Here is a 25,253-nt window from a genome sequence, read left to right as displayed (position 1 = left end):
TCATCGGACATCGTGATGACAGTCAGAGCGGTATACCGGATTCCCGATCGCCGGGCGGGAGAGCACGATGGAGCGGGGACCCGTGACCCCACCCGAACGAGCGAGAACGCGTAAGCAGCGAGCAAGTGGAGCACCGTGAAACGCCTGCGTTGGCCGAGTTGGATGCCGATCGACCCGTACATCCTGCTGCTGCTCGGCACGGTGGGCCTCGCGGCGCTGCTGCCGGCCCGCGGCACGGGCGCGGACGTCGCCTCCGGTGCCTCCACCGGAGCCATCGCGTTCCTCTTCTTCCTCTACGGCGCCCGGCTGTCCACCCGTGAGGCGATGGACGGCGTACGGCACTGGCGGCTCCACGTCACCGTGCTGGCCTGCACCTTCGTCGTCTTCCCGCTGCTGGGACTCGCCTCGCGCGGCCTGGTCCCGGTGTTCCTGACCGACCCACTCCACCAGGGCCTGCTCTTCCTCACCCTGGTCCCGTCGACCATCCAGTCCTCGATCGCGTTCACCTCCATCGCCCGCGGCAACGTGCCCGCCGCCATCTGTGCCGGGTCCTTCTCCTCGCTGGTCGGCATCGTCGTCACACCGTTGCTGGCCGCGGCCCTGCTGGGCGGCAGCGGGGGCGGGTTCTCCGCCGACTCGGTGGTGAAGATCGTGCTGCAACTCCTTGTGCCGTTCGTGGCCGGGCAACTGCTGCGCCGGTGGATCGGGAGCTTCGTCGCCCGGCACAAGAAGGTGCTCGGCCTCGTCGACCGGGGCTCGATCCTCCTGGTCGTCTACACGGCGTTCAGCGAGGGCATGGTCCAGGGCATCTGGCACCAGGTGAGCCCGGTGCGCCTCGCCGGGCTGCTGGCCGTCCAGGCGGTGCTGCTGGCCGTGATGCTGGCGCTGACCTGGTACGGGGCGAAGGGGCTCGGCTTCGGGCGGGAGGACCGCATCGCGATCCAGTTCGCCGGGTCCAAGAAGTCGCTCGCCGCCGGGCTGCCCATGGCGAGCGTCCTGTTCGGCGCCCAGGCCTCGCTGGCGGTCCTGCCGCTGATGCTCTTCCACCAGATGCAGCTGATGGTCTGCGCGGTGATCGCCAAGCGGCGGTCGCACGACCCGGAGGCGGTCTCCGCCGAGGAGCCGGCCGCCCCGGCGCGCACCGCGGTCGGCACCGGCGGCCGTTCCGCCTGAGGCGTCCGTCCCCGCGCGGTGACGCTCAGCCGCCCGCGTCCGTCCGGTCCACCCGGTCCATGGGCAGGTGCAGGACCGCGTCCCCGGTGGCGGAGGGCGGGGCGCCGGCCGCGATCTCCTCGTCGGTCAGGGCCCGTTTCCACACCCGCACGTCGTCGACGGCGCCGGTGAACCGGGCCCGGCCGTCCATCCGCTCGCCGATGTGCACCCCGAAGGGTGAATCGCGGCTGACGGAGCCCGGCACGTCCGCCGTGCCGGCCACCGGCGCACCGTCCACGAAGAGCGTGAGCCGGCCCCCGCCGCGGCGCAGCGCCAGCCGGTGCCACCGCCCGTCGTCGTACGCCCGGTCGGTGTCCACCCAGGCCGAACGCGGGGCCGCCCCGCCCTCGCGTGCGGTGATCAGCCCCCGCACCCGCCCGTCGCCGGGCTCGGCGCGCAGCCACACCTGGGGCTGGGTGGTGCCGATGCCGCCCATCCACAGCAGCGGCTGCTCCCCGTCGGCCGCCGCGTACCGGAACCACAGCGACGCCGTGAAGTCGCCGTCCCCGAGCGGCAGCCGCCCGTCGTACGGCAGCCGTACGGCGTCGTCGGCGCCGTCGAACGCGAGCGCGCCACCCACCGCGCCGTCCGTCGTCCCGGCGCCCCCCAGCACGGTCGCGGGCGCGGCACCCGGCGCCACGTCGGGGGTGGTCGGGTCGGCCGGCCGGGGCGGCGCCGGCCAGTCCTCGGTGAAGCGGGCGAAGCGGATCTCGTCGCGGGCGTCGGACGCCCCGCCCTCGTACAGCAGGCCCACCGTGTCGTCGTCGACGGCCACCAGGTCCGAGTAGCCCGACCAGTCCCGGGTGACGACCGTGCCGCGGTCCGCACCGTCCCAGGTCGCGCCGCCGTCGTAGGAGGAGCGCAGCGTCATCGTCCGGCGGCGGTCTGGATCGGCCGGCGCGGACAGCAGGACGCGGTCGTCCAGGCGCAGCAGCGCGCCCTGCACCTGCGGGGCGTACAGGCCGGGCAGGGCGCGGAAGGGCGCGGTGAAGCTGTCGCCGCCGTCGCGGCTGAGGGCCTGGGTGCGGTGGCCGAGGTCGGTGCCGTGCTCCTCGCGCCCGCTGACCAGGAGCGCACCGTCGGCCCGCTCGGTGAGGGTCAGTTCGGAGGGCTTCTGCCGGAAGGTGCCGTCGGCGGCGACGGGCCAGGTGTCGGTGGCGCCGGTCCTCCAGTGCGCGCCGCCGTCGTCGCTGACCACGAGGGCGGCGTGGTTGGCGGTGATCCTCCCCCGGCCTCCGGCCCGGGGGACCCCCCTCTCGCTTCGCTCGCCGTCCCAGGTCTCGGCGTTGACGCCGACGACGAGCCGGCCGGGGTGGGCGCCGCCGGTGAGCTGGACGCCGTGCCCGGGACCGGTGGCGTACCAGGAGTTCCAGGTGGGAGGCAGGATCTCGGGGCCCAGGTCGCGGGGCACGGACCAGGTGCGGCCGTCGTCGTCGCTGTGCTGGAGGTGCGGTGTGCGGGCACAGGGCACCGCGCAGTTGCCGGCGTCCGCGCGGCCCGCGTTGTACGTCTCCAGCAGGAGGACCCGGCCGGTGTCGCGGTCGACGACCGGGGCCGGGTTGCCGTGGGTGTCGCCGCCGCCGTCGTTGACGACCTGGAGGGGGCCCCAGGTACGTCCGCCGTCGCTGGAGCGTTTGAGGACGATGTCGATGTCGCCCGCGTCCCCGCAGTCGAGCACGCGGCCCTCGGCGAACGCGAGCAGCGTGCCGACCGTCGTGCGCACGATCGCCGGGATGCGGAAGCAGGCGTAGCCGCCCGGGTCCCGGGCCGCGTCGAAGAGCACCTGCTCCCCGAACTCCGGCGCCCGCCCGCCGGGCTGGGCGAAGACAGGGGGCGCGGGGACGGCCAGCGCGCACGACGCGACGAGGGCGAGCCAGAGGGAGCGGGGAGGTCGGGGCGGCATGGCGCGGTCTGCCCTTCGGGCGGCTGGGGAGGGGGACACCTTCGTGCGCACATCAGTACAAGAGGCGTCCCGTGCCCACGGGGACCGCGCCGCTTCCCGCGTGTCGGGACGGGGTCGAGGCGGGGCCCCGGCGGCGCAGGGGGCGCTCCCCGCCGGCCGGGGCCCCGCCGCCGTGCAGCGGGGAGGCGGGTCAGCCCTGGGCGGCCGCGGCCCGCAGGGCGACGCGGTCCTCGCCCGCGTACACGTTCATGGAGCTGCCGCGCAGGAAGCCCACCAGGGTCAGTCCGGTCTCGGCGGCCAGGTCAACGGCCAGCGAGGACGGTGCCGACACCGCGGCCAGCACCGGGATGCCCGCCATCACGGCCTTCTGCGCCAGCTCGAAGGAGGCCCGCCCCGACACCAGCAGCACGGAGCGGGACAACGGCAGGTCCCCGTTCTGGAGCGCGCGCCCGACCAGCTTGTCGACCGCGTTGTGCCGGCCCACGTCCTCCCGTACGTCCACCAGCTCGCCGTCCTCGGTGAACAGCGCCGCCGCGTGCAGACCGCCGGTCCGGTCGAAGACCCGCTGGGAGGCGCGCAGCCGGTCGGGCAGCCCGGCCAGCAGCTCCGGGGTGACGCGGACCGGGGGAGTGTCGGCGACCGGCCAGCGGGCCGTCGTACGCACCGCGTCCAGGCTCGCCTTGCCGCACAGCCCGCAGGAGGAGGTGGTGTAGACGTTCCGCTCCAGTGTGATGTCGGGGATCCGCACGCCGGGAGCGGTCTTCACGTCGACCACGTTGTAGGTGTTGGAACCGTCGACCGTGGCGCCCGCGCAGTACACGATGTTCCGCAGGTCGCCCTGTTCGGCGAGCACCCCCTCGCTCACCAGGAAGCCCGCCGCCAGCGCGAAGTCGTCGCCGGGGGTGCGCATGGTGATGGCGAGGGGCTTGCCGTTCAGCCGGATCTCCAGCGGTTCCTCGGCGACGAGCGTGTCCGGGCGGGTGGAGACCGCCCCGTCCCTGATGCGGATGACCTTGCGTCGTTCCGTGACTCGTCCCATGTTCGTGCCCCTTGCGCCGGTCGGTGTGCCGGTCAGTCCCGGTTCTGTACGTGCTGGTAGCCGAAGCGGCCCTTGATGCACAGGTTGCCGTGGGTCACCGGGTTGTCGTGCGGAGAGGTGACCTTGACGATCTCATTGTCCTGCACATGGAGCGTGAGGTTGCAGCCCACACCGCAGTACGCGCACACCGTCGTCGTCTCCGTCTGCCGTTCCTCGTCCCAGGTGCCCGCCGCCCGCATGTCGTACTCCGACTTGAAGGACAGGGCGCCCGTGGGGCACACCTCGATGCAGTTGCCGCAGTAGACGCACGCCGAGTCGGTCAGCGGGCCGTCGTGCTCGACCGAGATCCGGGCGTCGAAGCCGCGGCCGGAGACGGAGATCGCGAAGCTGTTCTGCCACTGGTCGCCGCAGGCGTCCACGCACTTGTAGCAGAGGATGCACTTGCCGTAGTCGCGCACGTACAGGTCGTTGTCGACGCGCGGTTCCTCGTCGACGCGGGCCGCGTCCGGGCCGAAGCGGCCGGGCTTCGCCTCGTACTCCTTGAGCCACTGGGCGACCGAAGGGGTCGTGGAGAGGTCGACCGAGGAGGCGAGGAGTTCCAGGACCACCTTGCGGCTGTGCCGCGCGCGCTCGGTGTCCGTGCGCACCACCATGCCGGGCTCGGCCCGGCGCGAGCAGGCGGGCGCGAGGGTCCGGGCGCCCTCCACGTCCACCACGCAGACCCGGCAGGCGTTCTTCGGGGTGAGCGTGTCGCCCTCGCACAGGGTCGGCACGTCCTTCCCGGCGGCCCGGCAGGCGTCGAGGATCGTGGACCCTTCGGGGACCCGGGCCTCCTGCCCGTCGAGGGTGAACTCCACCAGGCGGCGCGGCACTCCGAGCGGTATCGCGGTCATTCGTACGCCCCCAGACGGTCGATGGCGGATTCCACGGCGTTCCACGCGGTCTGCCCCAGACCGCAGATCGAGGCGTCCCGCATCGCGCGGCCGACCTCGCGCAGAAGGGTGATGTCACTGGCGGCGTCGGCGCCCGTACGGTCGACGATCCGGTGCAGGGCCTCCTCCTGACGTACGGTGCCGACCCGGCAGGGCACGCACTGACCGCACGACTCGTCGCGGAAGAACTCGGCGATGCGGAGCAGCAGGCGGGGGAGCGGGACCGTGTCGTCGAAGGCCATGACGACGCCGGAGCCGAGGGTCGTGCCCGCCTCCCGGGTGCCTTCGAAGGTGAGCGGGATGTCCAGCTCGTCGGGGCGGACGAAGCCGCCGGCCGCGCCGCCGAGCAGGATGGCGCGGAGGTTGTCGCGGACCCCGGCGAGGGCGAGCAGCTCGCCGAGTGTCGCGCCGAAGGGGAGTTCGTAGACGCCGGGGCGGGCCACCGTGCCGGACACGCAGAACAGCTTGGGGCCGGTGGACGTCGGGGTGCCGATCGCGGCGTACGCCTCGGCGCCCATCGTCAGGATGGGGAGGACGTTGACCAGGGTCTCCACGTTGTTCTCGACGGTGGGCTTGCCGAACAGGCCCTTCTCGACCGGGAACGGCGGCTTGGAGCGGGGTTCGCCGCGGCGGCCCTCGATGGAGTTGAACAGGGCCGTCTCCTCGCCGCAGATGTACGCGCCGGCGCCGCGCCGGATCTCGATGTCGAAGGCGTAGCCCTGACCGAGGACGTCGTCGCCGAGCAGGCCGCGGGTGCGGGCCTGCTCGATGGCGTGGGTGAGGCGGGCCAGCGCGCGGGGGTACTCGCCGCGGAGGTAGAGGTGGCCCTGGTGGGCGCCGGTCGCGTAGGCCGCGATCGTCATCGCCTCGACCAGGGCGTAGGGGTCGCCCTCCATGAGGACGCGGTCCTTGAAGGTGCCCGGTTCGGATTCGTCGGCGTTGCAGACGAGGTAGTGCGGGTGGTCGGGCTGGGCGGCCGTCGCCTGCCACTTGCGGCCGGTGGGGAAGGCGGCGCCGCCGCGGCCGACCAGGCCGGCGTCGGTGACCTCGCGGATGACGGCGGCGGGGCCGAGGTCGAAGGCGCGGCGGAGGGCGGTGTAGCCGCCGTGGGCGCGGTAGTCGTCCAGGGAGGCGGGGTCCACGGTGCCGATGCGGTGGAGGAGGGTGAGGGTGGGGTCGCCGGACTGGGGGACGGCGGCTTCGGGGGCGGATTCGGTGGGGGCGGCTTCGGGGGCGGTGGCGGCTCGGACCGCCGCGTCCGGGGTCGCGGGGGCGCATACGGCTGTCGCGTGGTGGGTGTCTCGCCCCCGCCGCCCCTTCCCTGTCCCGTCCCCGGGGGCTACCGCCCCCGGACCCCCGCTTTCGGCCTGGACGGCCTCGTCCTCAAACGCCGGACGGGCTGATTGGCCCGCCCTGATCGTCAAAGTCGCCGGGGCCCGTTCGCACAGGCCCAGGCAGGGAGATCGCTCGACCTTCACGCCGCTCTCCGGGCCCAGGCGTGCCTCCACGGCCGCGCACAACTCACTCGCCCCCGCCGCCGTGCACGCCAGGTCCGTGCAGACGTGCAGGACCGTGGCCGGGCGGGGGCGGACCGAGAACATGGCGTAGAAGGTGGCCACCCCGTACGCCTCCGCCGGGGGGACGGTCAGGCGGCGGCACACGTAGTCGAGGGCGCCCTCGCTGATCCAGCCGACGCGGTCGTTGAGGGCGTGCAGGGACGGGAGGAGCTGGTCGCGGCGGTCCCGGGCCTTCCGGCCGCCGCGTGCCCATCTGAGGTCCGCGTCGGAGCGGTCCGCGCCCTCCCAGGAGGACTCGGGCGGGCCGAGCAGGGCGTCCACGGCCGCGCGTTCCTCGTCCGTGGGCTTGCCGTCACCGAAGCGCAGGTCCACCGGTGCTCACCTTCTCGATCCGGATCGCCGAGGCCTTGAACTCCGCCGTCCCGGCGATCGGGCAGTTGGCCTCGATGGTCAGCTGGTTGGTGTCCACCTCGTCGGGGAAGTGGAAGCTCATGAAGGCCAGGCCGGGGCGCAGGGCCGGGTCGACCCAGACGGGGGCCAGCAGCGAGCCGCGCCGGGAGGTCACCCGGACCTGCTCGCCGACCACCACCCCGTAGCGTTCGGCGTCCTCCGGGCAGAGTTCGACGGACTCGCCGCGGCGCAGCGGGGAGGCGTAACCGCCGCTCTGCACCCCCGTGTTGTAGGAGTCGAGGCGGCGTCCCGTGGTCAGCCGGATCGGGTACCGCTCGTCGGTGAGGTCCACGGGCGGGTCGTGCCGGACGATGCCGAAGGGGGCGGGGCGGCCACGGAGGCCGACGTCCCGGGACCACAACCTGCCGTGCAGATAGGGAGGTTCGAGCTCCTCCGTGCTCGGACACGGCCACTGGATGCCCTGGTGCTCCTCCAGACGGGCGTACGTCATGCCGTGGTGGTCGGGGGAGAGGGAGCGCAGTTCGTTCCAGACCGCCTCCGCGTCGGCGTACTTCCAGTCGTGACCCAGGCGGGCGGCGAGGTCGCAGAGGATGTCGATGTCCTCGCGGGCCTCTCCGGGTGGGGTCACCGCCTTGCGCACGCGTTGGACGCGCCGCTCGCTGTTGGTGGTGGTGCCCTCCGTCTCCGCCCAGCCGGCGGTCGCCGGGAGGACCACGTCGGCCAGCTCGGCGGTCTTCGTGAGGAAGATGTCCTGGACCACCAGGAAGTCCAGGGCGCGCAGGCGGCGTACCGCCTGTTCCGCGTCCGCCTCCGACTGGGCCGGGTTCTCGCCGATGCAGTAGACGGCGCGGAGCGTGCCCTCGTCCATCGCCTCGAACATCTCCGTCAGGGTGAGGCCGTGGTGCGGCTCGACGACCGTGTCCCACGCCGTCTCGAACTTCCGGCGGACCTCCGGGTCGAGGACGTCCTGGAAGCCGGGGAGGCGGTTGGGGATGGCGCCCATGTCGCCGCCGCCCTGCACGTTGTTCTGTCCGCGCAGGGGCTGGAGACCGGAGCCGTAGCGGCCGACGTGGCCGGTGAGCAGGGAGAGGTTGATCAGGGCGCGGACGTTGTCCGTGCCGTTGTGGTGCTCCGTGATGCCGAGGGTCCAGCACAGCTGGGCGCGCTCGGCGCGGGCGTAGGCGTGCGCGAGGTCGCGGATGGCGGCGGCCGGTACGCCGGTCACCTTCTCGGCGAGGGAGAGGGTCCAGGGCTCGACCAGCGCCTTGTAGTCCTCGTAGCCCGTCGTCGCCCGTTCGATGAACGCCTCGTTGGCCAGGCCCGCGTGGATGATCTCGCGGCCGACCGCGTGCGCCAGCGGGATGTCCGTGCCGACGTTCGGGCCGAGCCAGCTCTCCGCCCACTCCGCCGTCGAGGTGCGGCGCGGGTCCACCGCGTACATGCGGGCGCCGCCCCGGATGCCCTTCAGCACGTGCTGGAAGAAGATCGGGTGGGCGAAACGGGCGTTGGAGCCCCACATCACGATGACGTCGGTGTGCTCGATCTCCTCGTAGGAGGAGGTGCCGCCGCCCGAGCCGAAGGCGGCCGACAGGCCCGCCACGCTCGGCGCGTGACAGGTGCGGTTGCAGGAGTCCACGTTGTGGGTGCCCATGACCACCCGGGCGAACTTCTGCGCCACGTAGTTCATCTCGTTGGTCGCCCGCGCGCAGGAGAACATGCCGAACGCGCCGCGGGCCTCGGCCAGGCGCCGGGCCGTGCGGTCCAGGGCCTCCTCCCAGGTGGCCCGGCGGAAGGGCTGGTCGCGCGAGTCCCGGACCAGGGGGTGGGTGAGGCGGGTGTAGGTCTTCGGGGTTCGGTCGCGTTTCCTCATGCGGCGCTCCTCGACGCGAGCAGGTCCGACAGGGCGTGCACGGTGCGCAGGGTGGGCACCGGGACGCCGGTGATCTCCGCCAGCTCGACGACGGCCGCGAGCAGCACGTCGAGTTCGAGCGGCTTGCCGCGCTCCAGGTCCTGGAGCGTGGAGGTGCGGTGGTCGCCGACCCGTTCGGCGCCCGCGAGCCGGCGTTCGATGGACACGCCGACCTCGCAGCCGAGGGCCCGGGCGACCGTCAGCGTCTCGGTCATCATGGTCTCGATGACTTCGCGGGTGCCGCCGTGCCGGCACATCTGGCGCATGGTGGCCCGGACCAGGGCGCTGATCGGGTTGAAGGAGATGTTGCCCAGCAGCTTCAGCCAGATGTCGCCGCGCAGGTCCGGCTCGACCGGGCACTTCAGGCCGCCCGCCCGCATCGCCTCGCTGAACGCCAGGCACCGCGCCGAGACGTCCCGGCCGGGCTCGCCGATCGAGAACCGGGTGCCTTCCACGTGCCGTACGACGCCCGGTTGTTCCAGTTCGGTGGCCGCGTACACGACGCAGCCGACGGCCCGTTCGGGTGCGAGCACGGCACTGACCGCGCCGGCCGGGTCCACGCTTTCGAGACGGCGCCCGTCCCAGGGGCCGCCGTGGCGGTGGAAGTACCACCAGGGGATGCCGTTCTGGGCGGCCACGACCGCCGTCGAGTCGTGCAGGAGCGGCTCGATCAGCGGCCCGCACGCCGCGTACGAGTTGGCCTTCAGACCCAGGAACACGTAGTCGACCGGGCCGACTCCGGCCGGGTCGTCGGTGGCGCGCGGGTGCGCGGTGAAGTCGCCGCGCGGGCTGCGCACCCGTACTCCGTACTGCCTCATGGCCGCCAGATGCGGTCCACGGGCGATGAGATGCACGTCGGCGCCCGCACGGTGGAGCGCGGCGCCGACGTAGGCGCCGATCGCCCCGGCGCCGAGGACTGCGACTTTCATGGCAGGGGAGCTCCGTTCGGTCGAGGGATACCGAGGAACCGGGAGGAGAGAGCCGATGAAGGCTCGCAGTGACGCGAAGATGTCGACGAAATATTGTCTACAGTATGGAGGTTGGGGCGGCAAGGCTTTGTGCAGCAGTAGTGGTGGTCTGTAGTTGTCCGCTCAACAGTCTTCTCAAGCGCTTTCCGGATGCCTACGGTTGGGGACCCATGAGTCCCCCCGTCGCACCCCCGGGCTGGAGCCGCTGGCTCGTCCCCCCGGCCGCTCTCTCGGTCCACCTCTCCATCGGCCAGGCCTACGCCTGGTCCGTGTTCAAACCGCCCCTGGAGTCCGCGCTCGGCCTCAGCGGCACGCAGAGCGCGCTGCCCTTCCAGCTCGGCATCGTCATGCTCGGTCTGTCCGCCGCGTTCGGCGGCACGCTCGTGGAACGGCACGGCCCGCGCTGGGCGATGACCGTCGCCCTCGTCTGCTTCTCGTCCGGCTTCCTGCTCTCCGCGCTCGGCGCGGCGGTGGAGCAGTACTGGCTGATCGTCCTCGGCTACGGCTTCGTCGGCGGGATCGGCCTCGGCATCGGCTACATCTCGCCCGTCTCGACGCTGATCAAGTGGTTCCCGGACCGGCCGGGCATGGCCACCGGCATCGCCATCATGGGCTTCGGCGGCGGCGCCCTCATCGCCTCGCCCTGGTCGGCGCAGATGCTGAAGTCCTTCGGCACCGACAACTCCGGGATCGCCCTGGCTTTCCTCGTCCACGGACTGACGTACGCCGTCTTCATGCTGCTCGGCGTGCTGCTGGTACGGGTGCCGCGGCCCAGGGAACGGGCGGACGGGCGGCCCGCGCCGCTCGAGGGCGTCCAGGTCTCGGCGCGCTCGGCCATGCGCACCCCGCAGTTCTGGCTCCTGTGGATCGTGCTCTGCATGAACGTCACGGCCGGCATCGGCATCCTGGAGAAGGCCGCGCCGATGATCACGGACTTCTTCGCCGACACGTCCACACCGGTGTCCGTGACCGCCGCCGCCGGATTCGTGGCCCTGTTGTCGGCGGCCAACATGGCGGGCCGGTTCGGCTGGTCCTCGGCCTCGGACCTCATCGGGCGCAAGAACATCTACCGCGTGTACCTCGGCGTCGGCGCGCTGATGTACGCCCTGATCGCGCTGCTCGGCGACTCCTCCAAGCCGCTGTTCGTCCTGTGCGCCCTGGTCGTCGTGTCCTTCTACGGCGGCGGCTTCTCCACCGCCCCCGCCTATCTCAAGGACCTCTTCGGCACCTACCAGGTCGGCGCGATCCACGGCCGGCTGCTCACCGCCTGGTCGCTGGCCGGCGTCCTCGGACCGCTGATCGTCAACTGGATCGCCGATCACCAGGAGGAGGCCGGACGGCACGGCTCGGCGCTGTACGGCACGTCCTTCCTCATCATGATCGGGCTGCTGGTGGCCGGCTTCGCCGCCAACGAACTGATCCGGCCCGTCCACGCCCGGCACCACGAACCCGCGACCACCGTCCCCGCGCAGCACGCGCAGAAGGAGGGCAACGATGTCGGCCGACAGCAGCCAGAGTCCGCCTGACGCGGCCCAGGTGCCCGACCGCAGGCCGCTGATCGCCTTCACCTGGCTCTGGGTGGGCGCGCCGCTCGCCTACGGTCTGTACGAACTCGTCCGGAAGGCGACCCAGCTCTTCACCGGATGAGGGCGGGCGGGGGCGGGGACGGCCGGCGGGGACGGCCGGCGGCGGTGGAAGATGCTGACCGAAGCCGACAAGCCGGACGCCGGTTTCCTGTCGTATCACCTGCCGTCGTACCCGTCGGTCACTGATCACACTGGTGGATCCCGTACCCCGAGGCAGCGAGGACTCCACCCATGCACCACGGCTCCCGCATCACCGCCGTCGGCCACTACCAGCCCGCCAGGATTCTCACCAACGAGGATCTGGCGGGCATGGTCGACACCAGCGACGAGTGGATCAGGAGCCGGGTGGGCATCCGTACGCGTCGGATCGCCGGACCCGACGAGCCGGTGGACGAGCTGGCCGGTCACGCCGCCGCGAAGGCGCTCGCGGCGGCCGGGCTGACCCCCGCCGACGTGGACCTGATCGTGGTCGCCACCTCCACCGCGATCGACCGCTCCCCGAACACCGCCGCCCGCGTCGCGGCCCGCCTCGGTGTCCCCGGGCCGGCGGCACTGGACGTCAACGTCGTGTGCGCGGGCTTCACCCACGCCCTGGCCACCGCCGACCACGCCGTGCGGGCCGGTTCCGCGAGCCGGGCGCTGGTCATCGGCGCGGACAAGATGTCCGAGGTCGTCGACTGGACCGACCGCACCAGCTGTGTGCTGGTCGGCGACGGGGCGGGCGCCGCCGTCGTCGAGGGCTGCGCGCCGGGCGAGGAGGCGGGGATCGGGCCCGTGCTGTGGGGGTCGGTGCCCGAGATGGGCCACGCGGTCCGCATCGAGGGCACCCCGCCGCGGTTCGCGCAGGAGGGGCAGAGCGTGTACCGCTGGGCCACGACCCGGCTGCCCGCCATCGCGCGCCAGGCCTGCGAGCGGTCCGGCCTCGAGCCCGCCGACCTCGCCGCGGTCGTCCTTCATCAGGCCAACCTGCGCATCGTCGAACCCCTCGCCGCGAAGATCGGCGCGGTCAACGCCGTGGTCGCCCGCGACGTCGTCGAGTCCGGCAACACCTCCGCGGCGAGCATCCCGCTGGCGCTCTCCAAGCTGGTGGAGCGGGGCGAGATCACCACCGGCGACCCGGCGCTGCTCTTCGGCTTCGGCGGCAACCTCTCGTACGCCGGACAGGTCGTCCGCTGCCCCTGAAGGCCCCGCCTGTCCCTGATCACCCCGCCCGGCCTTCCGGTGTGACGTGGCCTACACACCCGGTTCAAGGCTCCCCGTGCGCCGTAGACTGTAGACGAAAGACAATCAGTACCGCGTGTACCGAGTGTCGCGCCTGCTGGTTGTGTTCCGGCCGTCGAGGGGGGACCGATGTTGTCCGCAGGACTGCCGCAGGGCGCGGTGCCCAAGCTGGAGCGACCCGGCCCGTTGCGGGACCGTGTCTACGAGGCGCTGCTCGAACTCATCACCACGCGGGCGCTCCAGCCCGGCCAGCACCTCGTCGAGAGCGAACTCGCCGGCCATCTCGGGGTGTCGAGGCAGCCGGTGCGCGAGGCGTTGCAGCGGCTCAACACCGAGGGCTGGGTCGATCTGCGCCCCGCGCAGGGCGCGTTCGTGCACGAGCCGACGGAGGAGGAGGCCGACCAGCTCCTCACCGTGCGTACGCTCCTGGAGGCCGAGGCGGCGCGGCTCGCCGCGGCCAACGCCTCCAGCGCCGGGATCGCCGCGCTCGAGGAGCTGTGCGAGGAGGGGGAGCGGGCCGTCGCCGCCGAGGACGTGGACGCCGCCGTCGCCTTCAACGCCCGCTTCCACCGCAAGGTCATGGAGCTCGCGGGCAACACCGTCCTCGCCGAACTGGCGGCGCAGGTCGACCGCCGGGTCCGCTGGTACTACACCCCGGTCGCCCGGCAGCGCGGCCGGCAGTCCTGGATCGAGCACCGCAAGCTGATCGCCGCCATCACCGACCGGGACGAGCAGTCGGCGACCCGGCTGATGCGCGAGCACACGGAGCACACCCGGCGTTCGTACCACGCACGCGAGGAAACCTGAGGTCGGAGCAGGATCGGAGCTCGTTCACAGGCCGCCCGGCACGCCGACCGGGCGGCCTCGTCGTGTCTGGGCCGGTCCGGTGCCGGCCCCTTCTTTGTCCACTCAGTGGAGAAAGTTGGCAGCAATTCGTGCGTGACTTCTTCCCACACCCGGCGCCCACTGCTACGTTCCCTCCGAAAGCAAGCCACTGGACGAGGCCGGGAGACCGGCCCACTCACAGCCGATCGAGGCGGGGAGGGGCTCGTGAGACGCATGACCGCACGACCCGCGAACGCCCACCAAGCGCGACTGCTCCAGCTGTTGCGCGACGGTGGACCCAACTCCCGTGCCCAGCTGGGTGATCAGGTCGACCTCTCCCGGTCGAAACTGGCCGTCGAGGTGGACCGGCTCCTGGAGACCGGTCTCGTGGTGGCGGACGGACTCGCCGCCTCGCGCGGCGGGCGCCGCAGCCACAACGTCCGCCTCCACCCCGAACTGCGCTTCCTCGGCGTCGACATCGGCGCGACCTCGGTCGACGTCGCCGTCACCAACGCCGAGCTGGAGATCCTCGGGCACATCAACCAGCCCCTGGACGTGCGCGACGGCCCGGTCGCGGTCTTCGAGCAGGTGCTGTCGATGGCCGCCAAGCTGCGGGCCTCCGGGCTCGCGGAGGGCTTCGACGGCGCCGGCATCGGCGTCCCGGGGCCGGTCCGCTTCCCCGAGGGCGTGCCGGTGGCGCCGCCGATCATGCCGGGCTGGGACGGCTTCCCCGTACGGGAGGCGCTCAGCCAGGAGCTCGGCTGCCCCGTCATGGTCGACAACGACGTGAACCTGATGGCGCTGGGGGAGCAGCACGCGGGTGTCGCCCGCACCCAGCACGACTTCCTCGTCGTCAAGATCGGCACCGGCATCGGCTGCGGCATCGTCGTCGGCGGTGACGTCTACCGCGGGACCACGGGCAGCGCGGGCGACATCGGGCACATTCAGGCCGTGCCCGACGGACGTCAGTGCGCCTGCGGCAACCGAGGCTGCCTGGAGGCCCACTTCAGCGGCGCGGCACTGGCCCGCGACGCCACCGAGGCCGCCGAACAGGGCGCTTCGGCCGAACTCGCGAACCGGCTGGAGGCGAACGGCGTCCTCAGCGCCGCCGACGTCGCCGCCGCGGCCGCCGCGGGCGACGGCACCGCACTGGACCTGATCAGGGAGGGCGGCCGCAGTACCGGCCAGGTCATCGCCGGCCTGGTCAGCTTCTTCAACCCCGGCCTGGTGGTGATCGGCGGCGGGGTGACCGGCCTCGGCCACAACCTGCTCGCCGCGATCCGCACCCAGGTCTACCGCCAGTCGTTGCCACTCGCGACCGGCAACCTGCCCATCGTCCTGGGGGAGTTGGGCCCCACCGCCGGCGTCATCGGCGCGGCCCGGCTGATCAGCGACCACCTGTTCTCACCCGCGTAGTACCCCTTTCTCACCCGCGCAGCACCCGTTTCTCACTCGCGCAGCACTCGCCGTTTCACTCGCGTAGCACTCGCCGTTTCACTCGCGTAGCACTCGTTCGGTTCCGCAGCTCCACCAGCACGGCGCTCTACCCCGTCATGCCCTGTTCCGCATCACTGTGACCTGCTTCGCCACGCCCTGCTCCGCTCTGCCCTGACACCGGCCCGCAAGCCCGCCGAGGGGACCTCACATGGCACCAGAACCACCGCTGCTCAGCATGTCCGGCATCACCAAGTCGTTCCCCGGAGTCCGGGCCCTCGACGGCGTCGACCTCGACGTCCAGGCCGGTGAGGTGCACTGCCTCCTCGGCCAGAACGGCGCCGGGAAGTCCACCCTCATCAAGGTGCTGGCCGGCGCCCACCAGCCCGACACCGGCACCATCCGCTGGCGCGGCGAGGACGTCACCCTGCGTTCGCCGATGGCCGCCATGCGCCTGGGCATCGCCACGATCTACCAGGAACTCGACCTGGTCGAGCACCTGTCGGTCGCCGAGAACGTCCACCTCGGCCACGAACCGACCGCCGCCGGCTTCGTCGTGCGGGGAAGGGCGGCCAAGGCGTCGACGGCCGCGCTCCTCAAGCGACTCGGGCATCCCGAAGTGGACCCGGGGCGGCTGGTCGGGGACCTGTCGGCCGCGCAGCAGCAGATCGTGTCCATGGCGCGGGCGCTGTCGCACGACGTACGGCTGATCGTGATGGACGAGCCGTCCGCCGCGCTCGACCCGGACGAGGTCGACAACCTGTTCCGCATCGTCGCCGACCTCACCGCCGACGGGGTCGCCGTCGTCTACATCTCGCACCGCCTGGAGGAGATCCGCCGCATCGGCGACCGGGTCACCGTCCTCAAGGACGGCCGGGCCGTCGCCGGCGGGCTGCCCGCCGAGTCGACGCCGACCCGCGAGGTGGTGGCGCTGATGACGGGGCGCAACGTCGAGTACGTCTTCCCGGAGCGGCCGGCCGCACCGCCCGCGGCCGAACCCGTTCTGAAGGTCGAAGGGCTGTCCCGGGACGGTGAGTTCGCGCCGCTGGACCTGGAGGTGCGCCCCGGGGAGATCGTCGGCCTCGCGGGGCTCGTCGGCTCCGGCCGCTCCGAGATCCTGGAGACGGTCTACGGGGCACGCAAGGCGAAAACCGGCCGGGTCCTCGTCGACGGGCGCCCGCTCAGGTCCGGCAGCGTGCGCGCCGCGGTACGCGCCGGACTCGGGCTCGCCCCCGAGGAACGCAAGGCCCAGGCCCTGCTGATGCTGGAGTCCGTCACCCGCAACGTGTCGGTCTCCGCCATGTCCCGCTTCTCGCGGGGCGGCTGGATCGACCGCGGTGCCGAACTCGGCGCGGCCCGCGAGGCCACCCGCGAACTGTCGCTGCGGCCCGACAACCCCGCCGTGCCCGTGCGCACCCTGTCCGGCGGCAACCAGCAGAAGGCGGTACTCGCCCGCTGGCTGCTGCGCGGCTGCCGGGTCCTGCTGCTCGACGAACCCACCCGCGGCGTCGACGTCGGCGCCCGCGCCGAGCTGTACGCCGTCATCCGGCGCCTCGCCGACGAGGGCCTCGCCGTGCTGCTGGTCTCCAGCGAGGTGCCCGAGGTGCTGGGCCTCGCCGACCGCGTACTGGTGCTGCGCGAGGGCCGCGTCGTGCACGAGGCCCCCGCCCGCGAACTCGACGAACACCGTGTACTCGACCTCGTGATGGAAGGAAGCCCGGCGTCATGACGCAGCACGTGTCCCCGCCACGGGGCGGCACCGACAAGGCGGCACCGGTGGAAGGGCCGCCCGCCTGGCGGGTCCGGCTGGGCCGCGCCGACGTCCGCACCCTCACCCTGCTCGGCGTGCTCGCCGTCCTGGTCCTCATCGGCGGCATCACCCAGCCCGACTCGTTCCTCGACACCCGCAACCTCCAGCTGGTGCTCACCCAGGCGTCCGTGATCGGCGTCGTCACCGTCGGCATGACCTTCGTCATCGTCTCCGGCGGCATCGACCTGTCCGTCGGCGCCATCGTCGCCCTCTCCTCGGTGTGGGCGACCACGGTCGCCACCCAGGAGTTCGGGTTCGTCGGCATCCTCTTCACCGCGATCGTGGTGGGCGTGGGCTGCGGACTGGTCAACGGGGTGCTCATCGCCTTCGGCCAGATGGTCCCGTTCATCGCCACCCTCGCCATGCTGGCCTCGGCGCGCGGCCTCGCCCTCCAGATCACCGACGGCCGCACCCAGGTCGTCACCGTCCCGGACGTTCTCAAGCTCGCCGAGCGCGACTGGTACGTGCTCGGCATACCGCCGCTGGTCATGGTCTTCGCGGCCGTCACCATCGTCGGCTGGCTGGTGCTCAACCGGACCACCTTCGGCCGCCGCACCGTCGCCGTCGGCGGCAACGCCGAGGCTGCCCGGCTGGCCGGCATCGACGTCCGCCGCCAGCGCCTCTACCTCTACCTGCTGTCCGGGCTGTGCTGCGGCATCGCCGCCTTCCTGCTGGTGGCCCTCGCCGGCTCCGGCCAGAACACCAACGGCAACCTCTACGAACTCGACGCCATCGCCGCCGCGATCATCGGCGGCACCCTGCTGACCGGCGGCCGGGGCCACATCCTCGGCTCCGTGCTCGGTGTCCTGATCTTCACCACCATCACCAACATCTTCGCCCTGAACAACCTTCAGACCGACGTGCAGCAGATCGCCAAGGGCGCGATCATCGTCGCCGCCGTGCTGGTCCAGCGCCGTACCGCAAGCACGCATTGACAAAGGGTTCACCGTCATGACGAAGCTCACGAGTCGCAGAGGGCTGCTCTTCGGAGCCGCCGCCGTGTCCGCCGGTGCCGTCCTCACGGGGTGCACCAGCAACGACCCCGACAGCGGCGACGACAAGGCCGCCGCGGACACCCAGCCGGCCGCCGACGACAAGCCCGGCAAGCCCGTCACCATCGGCTACGCCGGCCCGCAGGCCGACCACGGCTGGCTCAACGCAGTCAACGACCAGGCCAAGAAGCGCGCCGAGAAGTACTCCGAGATCACCATGGAGATCACCGAGGGCTCCAACGACACCGCGCAGCAGATCGGCCAGATCGAGACCCTCATCAACAAGAAGGTCGACGTCCTGGTCATCCTGCCGGCCGACGGCAAGGCCCTCACCCAGGTCGGTCTGAAGGCGATGCGGGCGGGCATCCCGGTCATCAACCTCGACCGGATCTTCAACAGCCCCCAGGCCTACCGCTGCTGGGTCGGCGGCGACAACTACGGCATGGGTCTCAACGCCGCCCACTACATCGGCGAGAAGCTGAAGGACAAGTCGGACGCCAAGGTCGTCGAGCTGGCCGGCATCGACAACCTGGAACTGACCCAGCAGCGCACCCAGGGCTTCGACGACGGCCTGAAGAACTACCCGAACATCAAGAAGGTGGCCCGCCAGGCCGCCGAGTTCACCGTGGAGTCCGGCCAGTCCAAGATGGCCCAGCTGCTCCAGGCCCAGTCGGACTTCGACGCCATGTGGAACCACGACGACGACCAGGGCGTGGGTGCCCTGCGCGCCATCGAGCAGGCCGGGCGCGACGACTTCCTGATGGTCGGCGGCGCGGGCGCGCTCTCCGCCTTCCAGGCCATCAAGGCGGACAGCGGCGTCCTGAAGGCGACGGTGCTGTACCCGCCGACCATGGCCGCGTCCGCGATCGACCTGGCCCGCGCCCTCGGGCAGGGCAAGGGCGTCAGCGGCCTCGCCGAGTTCGAGATCCCCTCGACCGTCACCTGCTACTCGGCCGTCGTCGACAAGGACAACGTCGACCAGTACATGTCCACGGGCTTCAAGTGAGGGCTGCCGCCCCGGCAGCGGCCCGACCAGCCGCCGCCGGGGCGGGGCCCACCCCACCGCGCCACCACGACGAGGAGGACATCCGCATGGGACAGCCGCAGCAGCCCGAGGGGGCCGGCGCCGAGGAGGAAGCCGCCGGGACCGGCAGCGGGACCGATACCGGGACCGCCGCCGGGACCGGGGCCGGGGCGGCGACGGGGGCGTCCGCGACCAGACCGCCCCTGCGCGTCGGCATGGTCGGCTACGCCTTCATGGGCGCAGCCCACTCCCAGGGCTGGCGCACCGCGGGCCGGGTCTTCGACCTGCCGCTGAACCCGGTACTGGCCGCCATCTGCGGGCGGGACGCCGACGCCGTCCGCCTGGCGGCCGACCGGCACGGCTGGGCGAGCACCGAGACCGACTGGCGGACCCTGGTCGAACGGGACGACATCGACCTCGTCGACATCTGCACCCCCGGCGACAGCCACGCCGAGATCGCCCTGGCCGCGCTCGCCGCCGGAAAGCACGTGCTGTGCGAGAAGCCGCTCGCCAACACCGTCGAGGAGGCGCAGGCGATGACCGGCGCCGCCGAGCAGGCAGGGGCACGCGGGCAGCTGGCGATGGTCGGGTTCAACTACCGCAGGGTGCCGGCCACCGCGCTGGCCCGGCGGATGGTCGCCGAGGGCCGCGTCGGCCGGCTGCGGCACCTGCGGGTGACCTACCTCCAGGACTGGCTGGTCGACCCGAAGGCCCCGCTCACCTGGCGGCTGCGCAAGGAACTGGCCGGATCGGGCGCGCTCGGCGACCTGGGCGCCCACATCGTCGACCTCGCGCAGTACCTGTCGGGGGAGCGGATCGCGGGCGTCTCCGCCCTCACCGAGACCTTCGTACGGGAACGCCCGCTGCCCGCGGGTGCCCCCCGGGGCCTGTCCGCGGGCTCGGCGGACGGCGTGACGGGACAGGTGACCGTCGACGACGCCGCCGTGTTCACCGGCCGCCTCACCTCCGGCGCCCTGGTCTCCTTCGAGGCCACCCGGTACGCCACCGGCCGCAAGAACGCCCTGCGCATCGAACTCAACGGTGAGCGCGGCTCGCTCGCCTTCGACCTGGAACGGCTCAACGAGCTGGAGTACCACGACGGGACGGAACCGGGGGAGTACGCCGGTTTCCGCCGGATCCTCGTCACCGAGCCCGAACACCCCTACCTGGAGGCCTGGTGGCCGCCGGGCCACGGGCTCGGCTACGAGCACACCTTCGTGCACCAGGCGCGCGACCTCGTGCACGCCGTCGCCGAGGGCCGCGGGCCCGAACCCTCCTTCGCCGACGGACTGCAGGTGCAGCGCGTGCTCGCGGCCGTGGAGGAGAGCGCCGAGAAGAACTCCGTCTACACCCCGATCGCCCCCATCGCACTCTGAGGAGGCCGGCAGCGACATGCCACGCAACTTCACGCTCTTCACCGGACAGTGGGCCGACCTGCCGCTGGAGGAGGTCTGCCGCCTCGCCCGCGACTTCGGCTACGACGGCCTGGAACTCGCCTGCTGGGGAGACCACTTCGAGGTCGACAAGGCCCTCGCCGACCCCTCCTACGTGGACTCCCGCCACCAGCTGCTCGACAAGTACGGCCTCAAGTGCTGGGCGATCTCCAACCACCTGGTCGGCCAGGCCGTCTGCGACGCCATCATCGACGAGCGCCACGAGGCCATCCTGCCCGCCCGCATCTGGGGCGACGGCGACGCGGAGGGCGTCCGGCAACGCGCCGCCGCCGAGATCAAGGACACCGCACGCGCAGCCGCCCGGCTCGGCGTCGACACCGTCATCGGCTTCACCGGCTCCGCCATCTGGCACCTGGTGGCCATGTTCCCGCCCGCACCCGAGTCCATGATCGAGCGGGGCTACCAGGACTTCGCGGACCGCTGGAACCCGATCCTCGACGTCTTCGACGCGGAGGGCGTGCGGTTCGCGCACGAGGTGCACCCCAGCGAGATCGCCTACGACTACTGGACCACCCAGCGCGCCCTGGAGGCGGTCGGCCACCGGCCGGCCTTCGGCCTCAACTTCGACCCCTCGCACTTCGTGTGGCAGGACCTCGACCCCGTCGGCTTCCTGTGGGACTTCCGCGACCGCATCTACCACGTCGACTGCAAGGAGGCCCGCAAGCGCCTCGACGGCCGCAACGGGCGGCTCGGCTCCCACCTGCCGTGGGGCGACCCCCGGCGCGGCTGGGACTTCGTGTCCGCCGGGCACGGCGACGTCCCCTGGGAGGACGTGTTCCGCATGCTGCGCTCCATCGACTACCAGGGACCCGTCTCCGTCGAGTGGGAGGACGCCGGCATGGACCGGCTGCAGGGCGCGCCGGAAGCCCTCACCCGGCTGAAGGCCTTCGACTTCGAGCCGCCCAGCGCGTCCTTCGACGCGGCCTTCAACAGCTGATCCTGAGGTTCGACCGCAGGTCAGGACCGGGGACCGGCCGCCACGCCGGTGCCCGGTCAGGCCTGCCCGAATCTCGCTTTGTCCTGAGTTGGGAAAAAGTTCAACCAGCTGCGGTCCAAGGGGTGTTGGCCCCGGAAGAACGCGGTTACCGTCCCTGAAGTGTCCAGGACACTCACGTCTCCGGGGTGACGGCGCACCCCGGCGCCCGCATCGCACGTCTTCGCACCCATCCCAGTACGGCCCACCCCGTTCCCGGAGGGACTTCGTGCACAGAACCAGACTCAAAGGCACCAGCACCACCAGGCGCCCCAGACTCCGCACCACCCTCGCCCTGTTCACCGGCCTGCTGCTGGCCGTGGGCACCCCGGCGACCGTCGCCGGCGCCCACCCGGGCCACCCGGAGCACGACGAGACGGCGGCCGCCGCCGAGGGTCAGTTCCAGCAGGTACCGCTCGCCAAGGGCGAACCCGAGATGGGCGAGCCGATGTCGCTCGCCGTACTCCCCGACCGCAGCGTCCTGCACACCGCCCGCGACGGCACACTGCGCCTGACCGACCAGGGCGGCGTCACCAAGGTCGCCGGCAAGATCCCCGTCTACAACCACGACGAGGAGGGCCTCCAGGGCGTCGGCATCGACCCGGACTTCGAGAACAACCGGGCGATCTACCTCTACTACGCCCCGCCGCTCGACACCCCCGCGGGTGACGCCCCGGAGAACGGCACCGCCGAGGACTTCAAGCCGTTCGACGGCGTCAACCGCCTCTCCCGCTTCGTCCTCAACCCCAACGGCACGCTGGACATGTCCAGCGAGAAGAAGGTCCTGGACGTCGCGGCCTCCCGCGGCACCTGCTGCCACGTCGGCGGCGACATCGCCTTCGACGCCGAGGGCAACCTCTACCTCTCCACCGGCGACGACACCAACCCGTTCGCCTCCGACGGCTACACGCCGATCGACGAGCGCGCCGACCGCAACCCGGCCTTCGACGCCCGCCGCAGCGCCGGCAACACCAACGACCTGCGCGGCAAGCTCCTGCGCATCAAGGTCGCCGAGGACGGCTCGTACACCATCCCGGAGGGCAACCTCTTCGAGCCCGGCACCGAGAAGACCCGTCCCGAGATCTACGCGATGGGCTTCCGCAACCCGTTCCGGATCAGCGTCGACAAGAAGACCGGCACGGTCTACGTCGGCGACTACGGCCCCGACGCGGGCGCCGCCGACCCGAAGCGCGGCCCCGCCGGACAGGTCGAGTTCGCCAAGGTCACCAAGGCCGCCAACTTCGGCTGGCCCTTCTGCACCGGCGACAACGACCCGTACGTCGACTACGACTTCGCCACCAAGACCTCCGGCGAGACCTTCGACTGCGCCGCCCCGAAGAACACCTCGCCGCACAACACCGGCCTCACCGACCTGCCGCCCGCGCAGGCCGCGTGGATCCCCTACGACGACGACTCCGTGCCCGAGTTCGGCAGCGGCTCCGAGTCCCCGATGGGCGGCCCGGTCTACCGCTACGACCCGGAGCTCGACTCCAGCGTGAAGTTCCCCGAGGAGTACGACGGGGACTTCTTCGCCGGCGAGTTCGGCCGCCGCTGGATCAAGCGGATCGAGCAGACCGAGGACGGCGCGGTCGCGAAGATCAACGACTTCCCGTGGACCGGCACCCAGATCATGGACATGGAGTTCGGCCCCGACGGCGCGCTCTACGTCCTGGACTACGGCCTGTCCTGGTTCCAGGGCGACAAGGACTCCGCCCTGTACCGGATCGAGAACGCCGCGGACGGCTTCTCGCCGATCGCCGAGGTGAGCGCGAACAAGACCTCCGGCGCGGCCGGACTGAAGGTCGCCTTCACCGCCACCGCCAAGGACGCCGACTCCCCGGACCTCACCTACGGCTGGGACTTCGGCGACGGCACCAAGGGCGAGGGGCTGAACCCCACCCACAAGTACAAGAAGGTCGGCACCTACACCGCGACCTTCACCGCCAAGGACCCCGAGGGCAACACCGGCAACGCCAGCGTCCGGATCGTGGTCGGCAACACCGAGCCCAAGGTGGTCATCGAGACCCCGGGCAACGGCACCCTGCTCCCCATGGGGCAGCCCATCCCCTTCAAGGTGAAGGTCACCGACCCCGAGGAGACGATCGACTGCTCCAAGGTCAAGGTCGCCTACAGCCTCGGCCACGACTCCCACGCCCACGAGCTGACCAGCGAGATGGGCTGTGAGGGCACCCTCAACCCGCCGCCGGGTGACGGCGGACACGACCCCAACGCCAACATCTACGGCGTCGTCGGCGCCAGCTACACCGACGGCGGGGCCAACGGCCAGGAGGCCCTGACCGGCACCGCCCGCACCGTGATCCAGCCCCCGCACCGCCAGGCCGAGCACTTCAGCACCCAGCAGGGCGTGGCGCCGATCGACAAGACCGGCGCCAACGGCGGCAAGACCGTCGGCGACATCAACGACGGCGACTGGATCTCCTTCACCCCCTACAAGTTCGACGGGCAGAAGAAGCTGACCGTCCGGGCCTCCTCCGGCGGCACCGGCGGCTACCTCGAGGTCCGCACCGGTTCGCCCACCGGCAAGCTGCACGGCTCGGCGTACATCCCGCCGACCGGCAGCTGGGAGACCTTCCAGAACGTCGACGTACCGCTGCGGTCCCTGCCCAAGAAGACGACGGACGTCTACCTGGTCTTCAAGGGCGGCGAGGGCGCGCTGTACGACATCGACGACTTCGAGTTCTCCAAGGAGCCGTTCAAGGCCGGCAAGAAGGTCCTGGTCTTCTCCAAGACCGCGGGCTTCCGCCACGACTCCATTCCGACGGGCATCGCCGCCCTGAAGGAGCTGGGCACCCCGGCCGGCATCTCGGTCACCGCGACCGAGGAGGCCGGACAGTTCACCACCGCCAACCTCGCCAAGTACGACGCGGTCGCCTTCCTCTCCACCACCGGTGACGTTCTCAACGCCGATCAGCAGAAGGCGTTCGAGAACTACGTCAAGAACGGCGGCGGCTACATGGGCATCCACGCCGCCGCCGACACCGAGTACGACTGGGAGTTCTACGGCGGTCTCGTCGGCGCCTACTTCGACTCGCACCCGGCCATCCAGAAGGCCACCGTGCGCGTCGAGGACCACGACCACCCGGCCACCGCGCACCTGGACGACACCTGGGAGCGTACCGACGAGTGGTACAACTACCGCACCAACCCGCGTGAGCAGGCCAAGGTCCTCGCCACCCTGGACGAGACCACCTACCAGGGCGGGAACATGAAGGGCGACCACCCGATCGCCTGGTGCCAGAACTACGGCGGCGGCCGCTCCTTCTACACCGGCATGGGCCACACCAAGGAGTCCTACGCGGACGAGGCCTTCCGGAACCACCTGCTCGGCGGCATGCAGTACGCCACCGGCCAGGTCAAGGCCAACTGCAAGCCCGGCAAGGGCTACCGGGACATCTTCAACGGCGAGACCCTGGAGGGCTGGAAGCAGGCCGGCCCCGGCAAGTTCAACGTCAAGGACGGCGTCCTGGAGTCCGAGGGCGGCATGGGCCTGCTCTGGTACCAGGCCAAGGAGCTGAAGTCGTACTCGCTCAAGCTCGACTGGAAGATGCGGGGCGACGACAACTCCGGTGTCTTCGTGGGCTTCCCGGCCTCCGACGACCCCTGGTCCGCCGTGAACAAGGGCTACGAGATCCAGATCGACGCCACGGACGCCGTGGACCGCACCACCGGTGCGATCTACACGTTCAAGGCGGCGAACATCAAGGCCCGTGACCAGGTTCTGCGGCCGCCCGGCCAGTGGAACTCCTACGAGATCAAGGTCCGGGGCGAACGCCTCCAGGTGTTCCTCAACGGAGTCAAGATCAACGACTTCACCAACAAGGACCCCGAGCGGAGCCTGACCGACGGCTACATCGGCCTGCAGAACCACGGCGCCGACGACCAGGTCTCCTTCCGCAACATCCAGCTCAAGGAACTGCCCTCCTAGGGCGAACCGCCCTCGAGGGGTGACCTCTTCCAGGGGCGCCCGCTCCTCGGGGGCGACCGGAACGGCGGCGGGCGGAGGACGCCGGACCTCCGCCCGC

The 25,253-nt window shown here is 71.7% G+C and carries 18 protein-coding genes; 12 read left to right on the top strand and 6 right to left on the bottom strand.

Annotation, left to right across the window (positions count from 1 at the left end):
* Positions 1–135 precede the first annotated feature (135 nt).
* Positions 136–1,173, top strand: coding sequence for a bile acid:sodium symporter family protein (locus OHA99_RS04855; protein WP_405694309.1), 1,038 nt, complete (start codon positions 136–138; stop codon positions 1,171–1,173).
* Positions 1,174–1,198: 25 nt separating this feature from the next.
* On the opposite strand, the gene OHA99_RS04850 is transcribed toward OHA99_RS04855, so the two are convergent.
* The 6 genes from OHA99_RS04850 to OHA99_RS04825 form a co-directional block, all read right to left on the bottom strand.
* Positions 1,199–3,115 (bottom strand): exo-alpha-sialidase, encoded by a 1,917-nt coding sequence (locus OHA99_RS04850; protein WP_405694306.1) that lies wholly within the window; start codon positions 3,113–3,115, stop codon positions 1,199–1,201.
* 190 nt (positions 3,116–3,305) lie between these two features.
* Positions 3,306–4,154 (bottom strand): formate dehydrogenase accessory sulfurtransferase FdhD, encoded by an 849-nt coding sequence (gene fdhD / locus OHA99_RS04845; protein ID WP_153177008.1) that lies wholly within the window; start codon positions 4,152–4,154, stop codon positions 3,306–3,308.
* A gap of 32 nt (positions 4,155–4,186) precedes the next feature.
* Positions 4,187–5,047, bottom strand: a complete 861-nt coding sequence (locus tag OHA99_RS04840) for a 2Fe-2S iron-sulfur cluster-binding protein (protein WP_153177007.1) — start codon at positions 5,045–5,047, stop codon at positions 4,187–4,189.
* Complete coding sequence (locus OHA99_RS04835) at positions 5,044–6,975, bottom strand: NAD(P)H-dependent oxidoreductase subunit E (protein WP_366471340.1); 1,932 nt, start codon at positions 6,973–6,975, stop codon at positions 5,044–5,046. Before OHA99_RS04835 ends, OHA99_RS04840 begins: the two co-directional genes overlap by 4 nt.
* Complete coding sequence (locus OHA99_RS04830) at positions 6,956–8,884, bottom strand: molybdopterin oxidoreductase family protein (protein ID WP_381502360.1); 1,929 nt, start codon at positions 8,882–8,884, stop codon at positions 6,956–6,958. The genes OHA99_RS04835 and OHA99_RS04830 overlap by 20 nt, the downstream gene beginning before the upstream one ends.
* The gene (locus OHA99_RS04825) at positions 8,881–9,852 is read right to left on the bottom strand and encodes a 2-dehydropantoate 2-reductase (protein ID WP_153177004.1); all 972 of its coding nucleotides are present in this window, start codon (positions 9,850–9,852) and stop codon (positions 8,881–8,883) included. Before OHA99_RS04825 ends, OHA99_RS04830 begins: the two co-directional genes overlap by 4 nt.
* A 209-nt stretch (positions 9,853–10,061) precedes the next feature.
* Between OHA99_RS04825 and OHA99_RS04820 the strand changes: the two genes are divergently transcribed.
* The 11 genes from OHA99_RS04820 (at position 10,062) to OHA99_RS04770 (ending at position 25,156) form a co-directional block, all read left to right on the top strand.
* Positions 10,062–11,417 (top strand): OFA family MFS transporter, encoded by a 1,356-nt coding sequence (locus OHA99_RS04820; protein WP_153177003.1) that lies wholly within the window; start codon positions 10,062–10,064, stop codon positions 11,415–11,417.
* Positions 11,386–11,538 (top strand): hypothetical protein, encoded by a 153-nt coding sequence (locus OHA99_RS04815; protein ID WP_164381847.1) that lies wholly within the window; start codon positions 11,386–11,388, stop codon positions 11,536–11,538. The genes OHA99_RS04820 and OHA99_RS04815 overlap by 32 nt, the downstream gene beginning before the upstream one ends.
* 170 nt (positions 11,539–11,708) lie before the next feature.
* Entirely contained in the window at positions 11,709–12,659 is a 951-nt protein-coding gene (locus OHA99_RS04810; RefSeq protein ID WP_153177002.1) for a beta-ketoacyl-ACP synthase III, read from the top strand.
* A gap of 168 nt (positions 12,660–12,827) precedes the next feature.
* On the top strand, positions 12,828–13,505 hold the full coding sequence (locus OHA99_RS04805; RefSeq protein ID WP_007388994.1) for a GntR family transcriptional regulator: 678 nt from the start codon (positions 12,828–12,830) through the stop codon (positions 13,503–13,505).
* A gap of 252 nt (positions 13,506–13,757) precedes the next feature.
* A complete protein-coding gene (locus OHA99_RS04800) occupies positions 13,758–14,939 on the top strand; it encodes an ROK family transcriptional regulator (RefSeq protein WP_153177001.1) in 1,182 nt (393 codons plus the stop codon).
* 229 nt (positions 14,940–15,168) lie between these two features.
* Positions 15,169–16,686: a sugar ABC transporter ATP-binding protein gene (locus OHA99_RS04795; RefSeq protein WP_153177000.1), complete on the top strand. Its 1,518-nt coding sequence runs from the start codon at positions 15,169–15,171 to the stop codon at positions 16,684–16,686.
* Positions 16,683–17,702 (top strand): ABC transporter permease, encoded by a 1,020-nt coding sequence (locus OHA99_RS04790; RefSeq protein WP_153176999.1) that lies wholly within the window; start codon positions 16,683–16,685, stop codon positions 17,700–17,702. The genes OHA99_RS04795 and OHA99_RS04790 overlap by 4 nt, the downstream gene beginning before the upstream one ends.
* Positions 17,703–17,718: 16 nt before the next feature.
* Positions 17,719–18,765: a substrate-binding domain-containing protein gene (locus tag OHA99_RS04785; protein WP_007388998.1), complete on the top strand. Its 1,047-nt coding sequence runs from the start codon at positions 17,719–17,721 to the stop codon at positions 18,763–18,765.
* A gap of 86 nt (positions 18,766–18,851) precedes the next feature.
* Positions 18,852–20,159 (top strand): Gfo/Idh/MocA family protein, encoded by a 1,308-nt coding sequence (locus tag OHA99_RS04780; protein ID WP_405694295.1) that lies wholly within the window; start codon positions 18,852–18,854, stop codon positions 20,157–20,159.
* Between the two features lie 16 nt (positions 20,160–20,175).
* Positions 20,176–21,174, top strand: a complete 999-nt coding sequence (locus OHA99_RS04775) for a sugar phosphate isomerase/epimerase (protein WP_007389000.1) — start codon at positions 20,176–20,178, stop codon at positions 21,172–21,174.
* A 265-nt stretch (positions 21,175–21,439) separates the two neighbouring features.
* The gene (locus OHA99_RS04770) at positions 21,440–25,156 is read left to right on the top strand and encodes a ThuA domain-containing protein (RefSeq protein ID WP_405694291.1); all 3,717 of its coding nucleotides are present in this window, start codon (positions 21,440–21,442) and stop codon (positions 25,154–25,156) included.
* Positions 25,157–25,253: the final 97 nt, after the last annotated feature.

This window comes from Streptomyces coelicoflavus (assembly GCF_045041415.1).
Classification (GTDB): domain Bacteria; phylum Actinomycetota; class Actinomycetes; order Streptomycetales; family Streptomycetaceae; genus Streptomyces; species Streptomyces coelicoflavus.
Note: the sequence above shows the minus strand (reverse complement) of the source record. Positions and strands in the feature narration are given on the sequence as shown.